The organism is Parabacteroides caeci (assembly GCF_023656795.1).
Lineage (GTDB): Bacteria > Bacteroidota > Bacteroidia > Bacteroidales > Tannerellaceae > Parabacteroides > Parabacteroides segnis.
Map to the genome: position 1 here is coordinate 1 of NZ_JAMOKT010000037.1, position 14,101 is coordinate 14,101.

The window sequence follows — 14,101 nt, forward strand, 5'->3', positions numbered from 1 at the left end:
ATATCTGACAACAAATGTAGACAGCGACCTGTTACACGAGGATCTGTCACTTCTGAAAAATAATTAGAGGTATTCATTTTGCAATGATAAACTTTTTAGAGGAATTTTGGTGCGGTCGCCCTGATTCTTTATCGGTCTTCGCCATTAGTTGCAGCCAGAGGAATAAGGCTCCTGGTACCATGATGATCGCGGCAGATGCCAGTAAGGCGATCCTGAGCGAATACATATCGTTCAGCCAGCCGATGAACGGAGCGATGGCGGCAAACATCAGGCGGATGATAAAGTTACGGATGGAAAGGACGGTGGCACGCATCTCCGAAAAGGTCATCTGGTTGATGTATCCTTTTAATATCGGGGTGGCAAAGCCTCTTATGATGTAGAAAACGAACAGGATGGCTAGCCCTGCGTAGGTCAGGTTGAAGGCGAGTGCCACGTAACCGCCTGCCACGAATGTCAGGATCAGTATGCCCATCTTTTTGGGACCGAAATAGCTGTCCACACGGTCCGAATAAAGAGCGGCGATCCCTACGGTCAGGTTCAGCACCGTCCAGATTACGCCGAACCACGAAGTGGGCGTATTCATAATACATCAGGTAAGGTTGTACGAACCACGCCATGGTGAGTGTGGCAGCTCCGATAATCCCTGAGAACATAATGTTGTAGCAGAGCCTTTTATTAGTGACCAGCGAGTACCTGATGATCCGTACGATCTCCTGTACAGGGCTTTGCACCTTACTTTTAATATTCAGTTCCTGTAGGGCGAAGGCTGCCGGAATGCCGCTGAATGCGATCAGTGCCTGTGCATAAAACGGATAACGCAGCGAATAAGCCGCCAGCAATCCGCCGAAAATACCGGCAATGGCTTCGGCAAAGTTACCGATCATGGTAATACGTCCTTCGTAACGCAGATAAAGGTTTTCCTTCTTATATTGGACTGTCGTATCGTACAGCAAGGCGGAGTCTGCCCCGTTGACCAGCGTTTGCCCTGTTCCCAATAGTATTTCGGCTATGACAAAGGCGGCGAAGGTAGAGGTGAAGGAGTAACAGAGATATCCAAAAAAGAAAAGAATGCATCCGAGTATGAGGCATTTGCGCCGTCCCCACACGTCAGCAAGATATCCGGAGGGTATCTCGAGTGCTACGGCTGCGATTGAATAAACACTCTTCAGTATAAATACATCCTGCAATCCCAGTCCGTGATCTTCATAGAAAAGCACGATGATTGGCATGACCAGGGTGAACCATTTGGATAGTTTAATAATGTATAGCGCAAGTATGTTTCGTTTCATCTTGTCCGGAAATCTATCTTTAATCGTTGGGCAAAGGTACGTATATTATCACTCTTGCGTCTTACAGGGACGAACCATTTTTCTCCCGGCGGTTTGGAGTAGTCCATGTGAAATGTTAAATACAGGTATGTATACATTCATCTTCTTCGCTTTACGAATATAATGTATGTTTTACGAATTCATCGTAATATCCTTGCTTCTTTGAAATATTATCCCTTTATTTGCGCTATGTTGTATTAAATTCAAAGGGATTATGAAAAGGATATGTTTATGTGCTGTGGCAGTGATGTTGGTTGTGGGACTGAATGGATGTAAGAATGGAGCAAAGAATGAAGGCCCGTTGCCTGTATTGGATTTTCGTGCGGATATTCCGGACAGGGAGGCCGCTTTGCAGGATTTGGGAAAGGTACGTTATTTCCGTCTGCAAACGCCTGAAAACGTGTTGCTGGGCGACCAGATGAAACTTATTCCCAGCGAAGCCGGGTTGTTCTTTATCGGGTCTTCTACCGGCGACGTGATCGGTTTCAATAAGAAAGGAGAGATGATCAGCCGTTTTAATCGCAAGGGGCAAGGCGGTGAAGAATATGCCCGAATACGCCATATCCTGTATGATGAGAAACGTCAGGAACTCTTTTTAGATGGAATAACCCAGATGCAGGTTTATGGTTTGGACGGGACTTATAAAAGGTCTTTCAGTCTGCCGGATTCTTTACAGATGGATGTAATCGAATCGCTGGATGAGAATGCAATGGTCTTTCTGGATATGAAAGGCGCTCTTTTTGTGAAAGAAGGTGAGACCGCTAAAATAGATGATAACCCGGAAGCAAGTAACCAGCCTTATGTCCTGATGGATAAGGAAACCGGAAAGAAGATCGAACGTCTGCCTATCGTCTCCGACAATCGTTATCGCAGTATGATCGTAACTACCCGCGACGGACGTCCTTTTATTCTGCTGAACCGTATGAGAAACCTGCTATCCTGCGGCGACGGAGGATGCCTGATCAGCGAACCGGCTGCCGATACGTTATATCGGTTGTCGCCCGACCGCCAACTGAAACCGGTCTTTACCAAACTGCCGTTATCGACAGAGAAAGATGGAAAGATCGCTTGCGAGATCCGGGCATTGACTCCGAATCAGATGCTTGTCAACGCCGTCTTCCTGAAAGATGAAGGTCAAATGAAACTGCGTGACGAACTCTATTTATATAATGTGGCAGAAAACTCTTTCTCGCATGTCAAGCTGACAAATAAAGACTGGCAGAACGGCGACATGATGAACTTTGTCTTCAATAATAACAAGCTCTATTATACCTTATATCCTTTTACTTTGCTGGAAGCAATGGAAAAGAACGAACTGGGCGGAGACCTGCTGGAGATAACCAAAACATTGGACGAGGACGAAAATTTGATCCTTATGGAAGTAAGTCTCGATTGATTTGGCGTTATTATTTATTGTCAGTTAGTAAAAAAGTTATTACTTTGCGACAGTTTTACACTACTAACAATTAAATGATAACAAACTGATACCATGATTTGGAACGAAACTATTGAATGTATGGACCGCGAAGAAATGCGGAAATTACAGAGCATCCGGTTGAAACGGGTTGTCGAACACGTTTATCATAATACTCCTTTCTATCGCAAGAAAATGCAGGAGATGGGTATTACTCCGGATGATATTCAATCAATTGAAGATATTTCCAAGCTGCCGTTTACGGTAAAGCAGGATTTAAGAGATAATTACCCGTTCGGACTGATGGCTGTGCCGATGTCCGTGATTGTTCGTTTGCATGCCTCTTCCGGTACGACCGGAAAACCCATTGTTGTGGGATATACCCGTAAGGACCTGTCGATCTGGTCGGAAGTGGTGGCACGCTGTCTGACAGCTTACGGACTTACGAAGAATGACTCTGTGCAGGTATCTTACGGTTACGGTTTATTTACCGGAGGTCTGGGTGCTCATGCTGGCGTGGAAAATATCGGTGGTACCGTAATTCCGATGAGTAGTGGTAACACGCAAAAACAGATTCAGTTGATGCACGACTTCGGAGCGAAAGGTCTGGCTTGTACGCCTTCCTATGCTCTGTATCTGGCGGAAACGATCCATAACTCGGGCATTCCTTTGGAAGAATTCCAACTAAGGGTAGGAGCGTTCGGCGCGGAACCCTGGACGGAAAATATGCGTAAGGAACTGGAGCAGAAACTGAATATTAAAGCATACGATATCTACGGATTAACAGAAATCTGCGGTCCCGGTGTCGGTGGCGAATGCGAATGCCAGAACGGTACCCACCTGTGGGAAGACCATTTCTTCCCGGAAATCGTCGATCCGGTAACTTTGCAACCTGTGCCTGAAGGTGAACAAGGCGAGTTGGTATTTACTACCCTGACCAAGGAAGGTATGCCGATGATCCGTTACCGTACGCGTGACCTGACGCACCTGATCTATGAAAAGTGCGAATGCGGCCGTACCGCTGTCCGTATGGGACGTATCCTCGGACGTAGCGACGATATGATGATCATCCGTGGTGTCAACGTATTCCCGTCGCAGGTAGAATCCGTATTGCTGGAAATGCCGGAATTCGAACCGCATTACCTGATTGTGGTGGACCGTGTGAACAATACCGATACTTTCCAGATCCAGGTGGAAGTACGACCGGATTATTATTCGGATGAAATGAACAAGATGATCGCGCTGAAAAAGAAGATCGCCGCCCGTATGCAGAGCGTGATCGGCATTCAGCCTGATATAAAGATTGTGGAACCGCGTAGCCTTGAACGCAGTATGGGTAAGGCAAAACACGTGATCGACAATCGTAAGTTAGTTTAAACCCTAAAAATAGTAAAGTGCTATGCTAATTAAACAATTATCAATCTTTCTTGAAAACAAGAAAGGCCGTTTTACGGAAGTGGCAAAGATTTTGGGTGAAGCCGGAGTGAACATGTCAGCCTTTACGGTGGCGGAGAATTCCGATTTTGGTATCCTGCGTCTGATCGTGTCGGACACAGACAAAGCAATTCAGGTACTTCGTGAAAAATTATATGCGGTGAGTGTGGCTGATGTGGTGTGCCTGCATTGCCCCAACCAGCCCGGTGCATTGGCGAAGGCGATGGAGATCATAACTTCGGCAGGTATATTTGTCGAATATATGTATGCTTTCTCGCAAGGAGAGGCAGCCAATGTGATCATCCGCCCCGACAATGTGGAGAAGTGTGCGGAGGTTCTGAAAGCCAACAAACTGGAGCTTATTGCTGCCAGCGATTTATATAAGTTGTAAATATTAACGTTATGCGCTTCGTTATTTTGCAATAAAAAATGTAACTTTGCGCGCTAAAAGTATGTGAATGAAAAAGGTTGTATTTTTATTGATGATGATTACGGTCTTGTTATCCTCCTGTGGGGAATATAACAAGATATTGAAAAGTACGGACTATGAGTTGAAGTATTCGTATGCAAAGAAGTATTTCAATGCAAAGCAATACAACAAGTCTGCTACCCTGCTGGATGAACTGGTTACAATCTTTAAAGGAACTGCTTATGCCGAAGAATCCTTGTACCTGCTGGCTCAGAGCTATTATGGACAAAAAGATTATCAGACGGCTTCGCAATACTTTAATACGTATTACACCACCTATCCGAAAGGCGAGTACACGGAATTGGCCCGCTATTATTCGGGATATGGTTTGTATCTGGACTCTCCCGATCCGCGGTTAGACCAGACGCAGACGTATGAAGCTATTAACCAGTTGCAGCTCTATCTGGAGTATTATCCGCAGAGCGAACGTGCCGCCGAAGCCCAGAAGATCATGTTTGAATTGCAGGAGAAACTGGCTTACAAGGAATTACTGGCTGTAAGATTGTATTATAACCTGGGTACTTACATGCGCGACAATAACTATTTGTCTGCCGTGATCACTGCCGAGAATGCCTTGAAGAACTATCCTTATTCCAAATACAGGGAAGAGTTTATGTTCTATGTTTTGCGTTCGAAGTATGAACAGGCTATTGCCAGTGTGGAAGAAAAGTTGCAGGGTCGTTATCGTGAGGTAGTGGATGAATACTACACTTACATGAACGAATATCCGGAAGGCAAATATGTAAAACAGGCACAGAAGTTCTACGATTATGCCAGCAAGAGAATAACAGATGCGTATTAACGATATTATTTAATCAATAAAGTAAAATGGATTACAGAAAGTCTAACGCCCCTTCGAATACGGTAACCCGTGACATGATGAAGTTGTCAGCCGACACGGGAAATGTATATGAAACAGTAATGATCATCGGAAAACGGGCTAACCAGATTAGTGTTGAAATGAAGCAGGACCTGGAAAAGAAACTTCAGGAGTTTGCTTCTTATAACGATAATCTGGAAGAAGTTTTCGAAAACAGAGAGCAGATCGAGATCTCCCGTTATTATGAAAAGCTTCCGAAGCCGACTCTGATCGCTGCTCAGGAATATGAAGAAGGTAAGGTTTACTATAAGAACCCTGCTAAAGAAAAGAATAACTTTTAACGAGTTGATGGTCGACAAGTAACCGTTGACAGTGAAATGTTCCAAATATAATGGGCAATTGTAATTAATAAAAATGCAATTGTCCATTTTTATTAGCCCATTTCCTATCTCTCTTTAACTGTCACTTGTCAACTGTCAACTGTCAACTTTAAGAATTATGTTACAAAGAATACAAACAGTTTACTTGCTTATTATCGTGGCCTTAATGGTCGCAACATTGTTTTTACCTCTTGCCATGTTGCAGGCGGGAGACCAGTTTTACTCTTTTGATGCAACAGGCGTAAGCACGATCGCTGCTGAACCGGAACTCGTTTATCCGACTTGGGGACTTTTTGCTTTGACGGCAGTAATCTCCATCCTGTCATTGATAACGATCTTCTTATTTAAGAAGAGGATGTTGCAGATCCGTCTTTGTATCTTTAACGGGATTCTGATGTTGGGTTTCTATGCCCTGTTCGGCTTCTTTGTATGGATTTTGAAAGATCAGCTGGCTGGTGCAGCGCTGAGTGTGAAGATTGCCCTTTCTTTCCCGATAATTGCATTGATCCTGGATTATCTGGCTATCCGTAACATCGGTGCGGATGAAGCATTGGTTCGTTCGCTCGACCGGTTGAGATAAGTTCAGATACTGTCTGAGACAGATAAAAAAAGCGCATTCATGTATTGATCATGGATGCGCTTTTTTATTGACGTATTCCGTATTTTAGCGTGATTGAATCCAAATATGTACTAACTCTATCTGTATAGCTTGTATTATATTTTATTTATCAAAAAACGAAAATTCTTTAGACGATATTGGATATCGAATGATTATCATATCGTTTTTTTTGTTGTGTGAAATAAATAAAAATTTGCCTATGATTAAAAAAAGAGAACACAACGACTGAAAAGGGATAATCCCCCTTAAGATCTAAATTAGAGAGAAAAAGAATTATCTAGGAAAAAACTTAAAGAAAATGACATTTAACATGAAGAGAGAGAATTTCCGGGGAATGAAAAACTGGAGCGTGACCTTTGCCCTTCTTTTTTTATTCTCTGCCGCCCCATCAAAAGCGGACACAGGAAAAGGCTTGGTAGCCTTAAATCCTATTATAGAAAAAGATGCTGGTACACTAGGTGTCCAACAAAATGAACGTACAATAAAAGGTTCAGTAAAGGATGAAAATGGTGAATCTGTTATTGGAGCTTCTATTCAGGTGAAAGGAACTTCTATCGGGACAATTACTGATGTAAATGGTGATTTCCACTTGTCTGTACCAACAAATGCTGTATTGAAAATCAGTTATATTGGTTATGTAACTCAGGAAATCCCTGTTGATAAAGAAAATCTTTTTAGAATTACTTTAAAAGAGGATACACAAACATTGGATGAGGTTGTCATTGTTGGTTTCGGAACACAGAAAAAAGTAAATCTCACAGGTTCGGTATCTGTAGTTGATTCCAAAAAACTCCAATCCCGACCGGTTGCTACTATTTCAGAAGCTTTACAAGGTTTGGTTCCCGGTATGAACTTCTCCTATGGTGGTACAGGTGGTGCAGAAATTAATCAAAATATGAAGATTAATATTCGTGGTGCTGGCACGATCGGAGAAGGATCAAAATCAGATCCTCTAGTCCTTATTGATGGTATGGAAGGTGATATGAACGTATTGAATCCGAATGATATCGAAACTATCTCCATATTGAAAGATGCTGCAGCCTCTTCCATATACGGTTCTCGCGCTCCTTTTGGTGTTGTTTTGATTACGACTAAAAAAGGAAAAGCCGGTAGGATTAGTATCAATTATAATAATAACCTTCGCTGGACTCATGCAATTAATATGCCGCATGTTGCTGACTCTTATACATTTGCTCAGTATTTTAATCGTGCGGCAGCTGCTGATGGTCAAAATCCAACATTTAACGAAGAGACAATGCAGCGTATTATAGGGTATCAAAATGGTTCATTTACAGACACGACAGTACCTAATACGAATGATCCGAATACATGGAACTGGATAGGAAATAGTAACAATGACTGGTATGATCTTCTTTTTGGTAATACAGCATTTTCACAAGAGCATTCGTTGAGTGCAAATGGTGGAACAGAAAAAATTCAGTATTATCTTTCTGGTAATTTTATGGATGAGAATGGTTTAATGAGTTATCGCCCGGATAATGTGAAACGATATACGATGACAGCTAAGATTAATGCAGAGCTTTTCCCTTGGTTACATGTAAATTACAGTACTAAATTTATGCGGAAAGATTATGAGAAAACCTCTTATATGGGTAATCAGTTATATCATGAATTAACGAAACGTTGGCCGACAGAACCGGTATTAGATCCGAATGGATATATTCTGAATGATCAGATATCAGGTCTTGTTCATAGTGGTTCCGATAATACACAGACAGATTGGTTGTATCAGCAATTCCAGATCGTGTTGGAGCCGATAAAGAATTGGAAAATATTTGGAGAAATAAATTATAAGACCATTGATGAGTTTTGGCATAAGCATACGTATAAACTACCTAAATGGAATGTTGACGGAAGCATGTTCTATAAGGGAGGCTTCGATGTGACTTCTGCAGAGGAATCAGCAGGGCGTACTAATTTTTTTAATCCGAATGTTTATTCAGAATATATGAAGGCATTTAAGGGAGGCCATACAATGAAGGCAATGGTGGGTTTCCAAGCTGAATTGAATAAATATCGTAAGTTAGGTGCAAAAAAGAATGATTTGATTACGGACAATGTTCCTAACATATCTCAGGCTACCGGGCAAGAGAAAATTACAGATTCGAAGTTGGAACATTGGGCTACGGCTGGTTTCTTTGGTCGTCTGAATTATGATTATAAAGAACGATATTTGTTGGAAGTAAATCTCCGTTATGACGGAACTTCACGTTTTATTCAGGATAAAAGATGGAATTTATTCCCATCTTTTTCTCTTGGGTGGAATATTGCCCGTGAAGAGTTTATGCAACCTTATGAACATATTGTAAATACGTTTAAAGTACGTGGATCATGGGGGGAGTTGGGTAATCAGAACACAGAATCTCTTTATCCATATATTCAAACAATGAAATTTGCAGCAGCCGATAAGGATGGTAAATGGCTTATCAATAATCAGCTTCCGAATACCTCAAATGCTCCGGATTTAATTTCTGTATTGCTTGGCTGGGAAACGATGCGCTCATGGGATATAGGTTTGGATATGGGATTCCTTCAGAATCGTTTGAATGTTAGTTTTGATTGGTTTGAAAGGAAAACAGTAAATATGGTAGGTCCGGCTCCTGAGCTTCCGGTAATTTTGGGAACAAAGGTTCCGAAGACGAATAATGCCGACTTAATGTCTCGGGGATTCGATTTGGATATATCCTGGAGAGATCAGATTAGAGACTTGCAGTATGGTGTTCATTTTATTCTTTCTGATGACCGTCAGAAAATATTGAAATACCCGAATGAAACAGGTTCTTTGAATACTTGGCGTGCTGGTCAGTATATGGGTGAAATTTGGGGATATGAAACGATAGGTATAGCAAAAACAGATCAAGAAATGAATGATCATTTGGCTACTTTGCCTAACGGAGGTCAGAATGAACAAGGTAGTAAATGGGCAGCCGGCGATATTATGTATAAAGACCTGGACGGTAATGGAGTGATTCATGAAGGAAAAACGATTACAGATCCGGGGGACTTTAAAATAATAGGAAATAACACACCGCGTTTTAAATTTGGTCTTGATCTGGATGCTGCTTGGAAGGGTATTGATGTTAGACTATTTTTACAGGGAGTTGCTAAAAGAGATTATTGGTTGGATGGCAATATGATGTTTGGTGCCAGTGGCGGAAAATGGGGATCGACTGTATTTACAGAACATATGGATTTCTTTCGTCCGGAAGGAGACGAATGGGGGACTAATCTGGATGGTTATTTTCCACGTCCGAACTTTGCTGGCGATAAAAACCAGAAGAAGCAGACGCGTTATCTTCAAAATGCAGCTTATTGTCGCTTGAAGAATTTGCAGATTGGTTATACGATCCCTGCTTACCTGACAAAAAGAATCGGTATACAAAATCTCAGAATATTTTTCTCGGCAGATAACTTGTTAACTATAACTTCATTACCTAATAGTTACGATCCTGAAACCTTAGGGACGGGATACGGGGCTGATAATGGTGCGACAAGTACGGCTAAAACATATCCGCTTTCACGGACTTATTCAACAGGATTTAGTGTTAATTTTTAAATGAAGTGACAATGAAAACATGGAATAAATATATAGTTATTTTGTTCGGAGGATTCATCGGACTGACATCATGCAATGACTTCTTAGAAATGAAACCGCTTGATAAAGTGACACCAGATGACTTCTTTTGGACGGAATCTGATCTAGCATCGTATGCTGTTAAGCATTATGAGTTCACAACTCATGATGGGTATAATATAGGTATATGGAAGGAAGATAATAATACAGATAATCAGGCTACTTCTTCTTTCGATAACCAATGGGCACCGGGTGAACTAAAGGTAAAGGAATCATACAATAAAAGAGAAGATGATCCTTGGAATTTTGATGTTATAAGGGAACTGAATTATTTTCTTGAAATTGTACTTCCTCGCTATGAAGCAGGTGAAATTACAGGCGTTGAAGAAAATATCAGACATTATATTGGAGAGATTTATTTTGAACGTGCCTGGAAATATTTTAGTAAATTGAAGACGTATGGTGATTTCCCGATTGTGAAGAATACCTTACCTGATGAGAAAGAGGCCTTGATTGAAGCAAGTAAGCGGCAGCCTCGTAATGAAGTTGCAAAATTTATTCTTAGTGACCTGGATCAGGCGATTTCATATTTAAGTAATACACCTCCTGGAGGAAAGAACAGGATAACCCGGAATGCAGCACTGTTGGTTAAGTCCAGAGTTGCTTTATTTGAAGCCAGTTGGTTGACTTATCATAAAGGGACGAGCCTTGTTCCGGGTGGACCCGGTTGGCCGGGTAAAGACTTCTCTGGGAATCTTGATGCCGATATCGCTTATTTCGTGTCTGAATGTAAAAAGGCGGCTGCAGAAATAGCAGATCTTGGCTTACTAGCTGTTAATCAGTCAGGAGAAAGAAAGATGGGAAATCCTTATTATGCGCAATTCTGTCTGGAAGATATGGAGGGTTGTCCTGAAATTTTGTTATGGAAGAAATATAATAATACTGATTTCAATATTTATCATTTTGCTACGTCGTATCTGCCAAGCGGTGGAAATTCGGGATTTACCCGTCAGTTTGTAGAAACATTTCTAATGAATAACGGACTGCCAATTTATGCTTCCGGTTCAGGATATAAAGGAGATACTTCTGTTGATAATGTAAGAGAAGGTAGAGAATCTCGTTTGGATTTATTTATGATGAAACCGATGGAAGTCATGGATACAAAAGTTGGTTTGAAATGGGGGGGAGATAACGGTGCTCCTGGAATTTTGAATTTGGCAGAAAATAGAGCTGTTACAGGATATGGATTACGTAAAGGTTTAAGTGATAACTATTATAAAGGTGGACAGACGAGTATAGAAGGTTGTCCTGTATTCCGTGCAGCGGAGGCTTATCTGAATTATATTGAAGCTTCCTGTATTGAAAATAATGGTACGAGTATTGATTCTAAGGCACAGGGATACTGGACTGCAATTCGTGACAGGGCTAATCTGCCAGATTATAAAATAACACTTGATGCTACGGATTTGGGTAAAGAATCAGATTGGGGTGTATACTCTGCAGGACAGCAGGTAAGTAAATTATTATACTGTATTCGCCGTGAACGTCGTTGCGAGTTACTGGAAGAAGGTTTTCGTATGACTGATTTGAAACGTTGGAGAGCACTTGATCAGGTACGAAATTATCAAGTAGAAGGTGTAAATTTATGGGAATCAGAGTTGAAGGATGCTTATAAAGATGAAACAAGCGGAAAGAATTTATTGATCCCGCAAGGACAGGAGAATCCCAATGTCTCTAATTACACAGAGAGTGGTAAATACTTGAGGCCATATCAGATCGTGAAAACTAATAATATTATGTTCAACGGATATAACTGGTGTGAAGCACATTATTTGACACCTATTGCTTTGACACATTTCAGAATTTCGGCAACGAACCCGGATGATCTGTCCACTTCTGTAATTTATCAGAATCCTGGATGGCCGTTAACACCTTCCGGTCCATCTAAATAGTATGATATAAAAGCTGAGTATTAGATCTATTATACTATGAATTTTATTATTATAATTATTTCATAGGTATTAGTACGCATCGTTGATGTGGGAAGGTTTCCTCCTCTGTGAAGAGGGGGAACCTTTAATGTACTATATAATTGAATTTTATTATTTTACCATAAAATAGAAATGTTATGAAAAAGGCAAGACTTATGATCTTATCATATCACTGTTTGTATGTGTTATAAGTTTTGCAACAACAATAGTTACTGTATTTTTATTTTTAATAATTTAAAGTTTTATAACTATGAGTATTTTAATTAAAGCAATCCAGCGTGCTAATCCGCGGGACAAGAATGCACCCAAAAAATGGTATGTCGTTCAAAACTCCACCGGATTGATCGGGGAGACCGAAGTTGCCGACCTCATTGCTGATGAGACGACACTTAATCCGGCAGAGGCTTTGATGTCTCTTCGTCAATTTCGAAAAATATTGCAACGTCTGATGTCGGACGGGCATAGTGTGAAACTCGGTAATTGGGGTACGTTTTCTCCATCCCTTAACAGTAAGGGCAAGGATAAGAAAGAAGATCTGAAGGCTACGGACATTAATTGTGTAAATATTAATTTCCAGCCCGGTGAAGAATTGAAGACAGCTATGCAAAAAGTGGACTTTGTATGGATCGACAAGCTGGTTGAAGGCAAGACAAATACCGGTGGCGGTTCTGGCGAGTCTGGTGGTGACCGTCCGGAGATTGAATAATTTCTATTTTCTGAATGATTAAAATTTCCTCTCCGGTTTTCCGGAGGGGATTTTTATTTCGGCTTTTCGGGTAGAAGAACTCTGTTTCGCAACATGAAGGAGTAAACTCCGAAACATGAAGAGACTTGCTTTGAAACATCAAGAAGTCTTTTCCGAAACTTGAAGAAGCCAGTATCGTGAGATGAAGAGGTTGGCTTTGCGAGATGAAGAAGTCAACTTCATGAGATGAAGAAGTCAACTTCATGAGATGAAGAAGTCGGAATTTCGAGATGAGGAACTTATAAGTTTTCCCTTATTCAGGTGCAGGTTTTGGTATATTTTACATTTATATATAATTTGTTTTTTATTCCGAAAAAGATTTTTACCTTTGGCACATCGTTCACTATCGGACGTCCAACCATTTAAAACCTTGTACTATGGAACAGTACGTAAACATTATGTTAGATCGCGGCTTCAAAGCCGTATTCGGTAACAAACAAGTAGCTATCGACTTTATCAATGCCGCCTTGGAGGGCGAGCGACAAGTTAAAGACTTGACTTACCTGGATAAAGAAATTTTACCCGAGTCATTGGACCAGCGCACAGTTATTTTCGATTGTCTTTGTGAAGATGTAGATGGCACGAAGTTTATTTTGGAGATGCAGAATTGTCCCCAACGCTATTTTTTTAACCGTGGATTTTATTATATTTGCCGAATGATCTCCCGTCAGGGACAGATAGGTTCGGGGTGGAAGTATGAACTTCTTCCCGTGTATGGTATCTACTTGTTGAACTTCAGCTTGCCGGAGTTTTATTCCTGGCGAACGAACGTAGTCTTGGCGAATGAAGAAACAGGTGAATCTTTTGGTGAAGTCAAACTGAAACAGATTTATATTTCGTTTGAGTTGTTTAATTTGAGTAAAGAGGAATGCGTAACTCCTTTTGAGAATCTGATTTATATATTGAAGAATATGGATATATTTGATATGTCTCCTTTCAAGGAGGAAAATGAAGCGTTTCGTCGTATACTCGATGCTGCAAACGTGAATGCAATGACATCCCATGAACGTGACGTGTATGACGAAGTCCTGAAGCGTTATCGTGATTGGCGATGTACGACCGAATATGCTATCGAACAAGCCGAGGAGAAAGGTTTGAAGAGAGGCATGGAAAAGGGCCTGGAAAAGGGCCTGGAAGAAGGTATTGAAAAAGGTCAGCAAGAAGCTTTGCAAAGAACTGTTCAAAACATGAAAGCGATGCAAATATCGACTGATGTCATAATGAAAGCAACTGGTATGACTTCCGAAGAGATCGAACAGCTTTAAAGATTTATATTAAGAAGATAGCCATAAAAAATCCCGGGGAA

General features: G+C 41.1%; 10 protein-coding genes and 1 pseudogene. 10 read left to right on the forward strand and 1 reads right to left on the reverse strand.

Annotation, left to right across the window (positions count from 1 at the left end; all coding sequences use genetic code 11):
• Positions 1–73: 73 nt before the first annotated feature.
• Positions 74–1,289 (reverse strand): annotated as a pseudogene (locus tag NBH15_RS17650) (MFS transporter).
• Between the two features lie 253 nt (positions 1,290–1,542).
• Between NBH15_RS17650 and NBH15_RS17655 the strand changes: the two are divergent.
• The 10 genes from NBH15_RS17655 (at position 1,543) to NBH15_RS17700 (ending at position 14,060) form a co-directional block, all read left to right on the forward strand.
• On the forward strand, positions 1,543–2,724 hold the full coding sequence (locus NBH15_RS17655; RefSeq protein WP_186959243.1) for a DUF4934 domain-containing protein: 1,182 nt from the start codon (positions 1,543–1,545) through the stop codon (positions 2,722–2,724).
• A gap of 93 nt (positions 2,725–2,817) precedes the next feature.
• Positions 2,818–4,119: a phenylacetate--CoA ligase family protein gene (locus NBH15_RS17660; protein WP_250823189.1), complete on the forward strand. Its 1,302-nt coding sequence runs from the start codon at positions 2,818–2,820 to the stop codon at positions 4,117–4,119.
• Between the two features lie 22 nt (positions 4,120–4,141).
• Entirely contained in the window at positions 4,142–4,567 is a 426-nt protein-coding gene (locus NBH15_RS17665; RefSeq protein WP_007658150.1) for an ACT domain-containing protein, read from the forward strand.
• Positions 4,568–4,634: 67 nt separating this feature from the next.
• Positions 4,635–5,447 (forward strand): outer membrane protein assembly factor BamD, encoded by an 813-nt coding sequence (locus tag NBH15_RS17670; RefSeq protein ID WP_007658148.1) that lies wholly within the window; start codon positions 4,635–4,637, stop codon positions 5,445–5,447.
• 26 nt (positions 5,448–5,473) lie between these two features.
• Positions 5,474–5,806, forward strand: coding sequence for a DNA-directed RNA polymerase subunit omega (locus NBH15_RS17675; RefSeq protein ID WP_122363083.1), 333 nt, complete (start codon positions 5,474–5,476; stop codon positions 5,804–5,806).
• Between the two features lie 157 nt (positions 5,807–5,963).
• Positions 5,964–6,425 (forward strand): DUF4293 domain-containing protein, encoded by a 462-nt coding sequence (locus NBH15_RS17680; protein ID WP_128134661.1) that lies wholly within the window; start codon positions 5,964–5,966, stop codon positions 6,423–6,425.
• Between the two features lie 349 nt (positions 6,426–6,774).
• Positions 6,775–10,041, forward strand: coding sequence for a SusC/RagA family TonB-linked outer membrane protein (locus tag NBH15_RS17685; protein WP_250823190.1), 3,267 nt, complete (start codon positions 6,775–6,777; stop codon positions 10,039–10,041).
• 11 nt (positions 10,042–10,052) lie between these two features.
• Complete coding sequence (locus NBH15_RS17690; protein WP_250823191.1) at positions 10,053–12,011, forward strand: RagB/SusD family nutrient uptake outer membrane protein; 1,959 nt, start codon at positions 10,053–10,055, stop codon at positions 12,009–12,011.
• 289 nt (positions 12,012–12,300) lie between these two features.
• Positions 12,301–12,756: an HU family DNA-binding protein gene (locus NBH15_RS17695; protein WP_128135758.1), complete on the forward strand. Its 456-nt coding sequence runs from the start codon at positions 12,301–12,303 to the stop codon at positions 12,754–12,756.
• 416 nt (positions 12,757–13,172) lie between these two features.
• Entirely contained in the window at positions 13,173–14,060 is an 888-nt protein-coding gene (locus tag NBH15_RS17700) for an Rpn family recombination-promoting nuclease/putative transposase (protein WP_128135759.1), read from the forward strand.
• Positions 14,061–14,101 lie beyond the last annotated feature (41 nt).

Bases quoted from the DNA above. Each gene is read 5' to 3' on its own strand.
- NBH15_RS17665 (WP_007658150.1), top strand. From the start codon at position 4,142: ATGCTAATTAAACAATTATCAATCTTTCTTGAAAACAAGAAAGGCCGT.
- NBH15_RS17675 (WP_122363083.1), top strand. From the start codon at position 5,474: ATGGATTACAGAAAGTCTAACGCCCCTTCGAATACGGTAACCCGTGAC.
- NBH15_RS17655 (WP_186959243.1), top strand. From the start codon at position 1,543: ATGAAAAGGATATGTTTATGTGCTGTGGCAGTGATGTTGGTTGTGGGA.
- NBH15_RS17660 (WP_250823189.1), top strand. From the start codon at position 2,818: ATGATTTGGAACGAAACTATTGAATGTATGGACCGCGAAGAAATGCGG.
- NBH15_RS17700 (WP_128135759.1), top strand. From the start codon at position 13,173: ATGGAACAGTACGTAAACATTATGTTAGATCGCGGCTTCAAAGCCGTA.
- NBH15_RS17695 (WP_128135758.1), top strand. From the start codon at position 12,301: ATGAGTATTTTAATTAAAGCAATCCAGCGTGCTAATCCGCGGGACAAG.
- NBH15_RS17680 (WP_128134661.1), top strand. From the start codon at position 5,964: ATGTTACAAAGAATACAAACAGTTTACTTGCTTATTATCGTGGCCTTA.
- NBH15_RS17670 (WP_007658148.1), top strand. From the start codon at position 4,635: ATGAAAAAGGTTGTATTTTTATTGATGATGATTACGGTCTTGTTATCC.
- NBH15_RS17685 (WP_250823190.1), top strand. From the start codon at position 6,775: ATGAAGAGAGAGAATTTCCGGGGAATGAAAAACTGGAGCGTGACCTTT.
- NBH15_RS17690 (WP_250823191.1), top strand. From the start codon at position 10,053: ATGAAAACATGGAATAAATATATAGTTATTTTGTTCGGAGGATTCATC.